A 1,329-nucleotide genomic window follows, 5' to 3' on the forward strand; every position below is an offset into this window, starting at 1 on the left:
GCTTCCACCTCGAACCTATCTACCTGATCATCTTTCAGGGATCTTACTTACCGAAGTAAAAGGAAATCTCATCTTGAGGGGGGCTTCATGCTTAGATGCTTTCAGCACTTATCCCGTCCGCACGTAGCTACCCAGCTATGCCTTTGGCAAGACAACTGGTACACCAGCGGTGCGTCCATCCCGGTCCTCTCGTACTAAGGACAGCTCCTCTCAAATTTCCTGCGCCCACGACGGATAGGGACCGAACTGTCTCACGACGTTCTGAACCCAGCTCGCGTACCGCTTTAATGGGCGAACAGCCCAACCCTTGGGACCGACTACAGCCCCAGGATGCGATGAGCCGACATCGAGGTGCCAAACCTCCCCGTCGATGTGGACTCTTGGGGGAGATAAGCCTGTTATCCCCGGGGTAGCTTTTATCCGTTGAGCGATGGCCCTTCCATGCGGAACCACCGGATCACTAAGCCCGACTTTCGTCCCTGCTCGACTTGTAGGTCTCGCAGTCAAGCTCCCTTGTGCCTTTACACTCTGCGAATGATTTCCAACCATTCTGAGGGAACCTTTGGGCGCCTCCGTTACTCTTTAGGAGGCGACCGCCCCAGTCAAACTGCCCACCTGACACTGTCTCCCAGCCCGATAAGGGCTGCGGGTTAGAATTTCAATACAGCCAGGGTAGTATCCCACCGACGCCTCCACCGAAGCTAGCGCTCCGGCTTCTCAGGCTCCTACCTATCCTGTACAAGCTGTACCAAAATTCAATATCAGGCTACAGTAAAGCTCCACGGGGTCTTTCCGTCCTGTCGCGGGTAACCTGCATCTTCACAGGTACTATAATTTCACCGAGTCTCTGGTTGAGACAGTGCCCAGATCGTTACGCCTTTCGTGCGGGTCGGAACTTACCCGACAAGGAATTTCGCTACCTTAGGACCGTTATAGTTACGGCCGCCGTTTACTGGGGCTTCGGTTCAAAGCTTCGCTTGCGCTAACCTCTCCCCTTAACCTTCCAGCACCGGGCAGGCGTCAGCCCCTATACTTCGCCTTACGGCTTCGCAGAGACCTGTGTTTTTGCTAAACAGTCGCCTGGGCCTATTCACTGCGGCTCTCTCGGGCTTTAACACCCTAACAGAGCACCCCTTCTCCCGAAGTTACGGGGTCATTTTGCCGAGTTCCTTAACCAGAGTTCTCTCGCTCACCTTAGGATTCTCTCCTCGCCTACCTGTGTCGGTTTGCGGTACGGGCACCATACTCCTCGCTAGAGGCTTTTCTTGGCAGTGTGAAATCAGGAACTTCGGTACTATATTTCCCTCGCTATCACAGCTCAGCCTTAAT

General features: G+C 54.3%; 1 rRNA gene. It reads right to left on the reverse strand.

Going from position 1 to position 1,329, the window contains the following annotated elements:
• A 23S ribosomal RNA gene (locus tag LC091_RS20270) occupies positions 1–1,329 on the reverse strand; the annotation flags it as partial.

Origin of the sequence: Sutcliffiella horikoshii (assembly GCF_020524325.1) — a bacterium.
In the GTDB taxonomy this organism is placed as follows: Bacteria; Bacillota; Bacilli; order Bacillales; family Bacillaceae_I; genus Sutcliffiella_A; species Sutcliffiella_A horikoshii_D.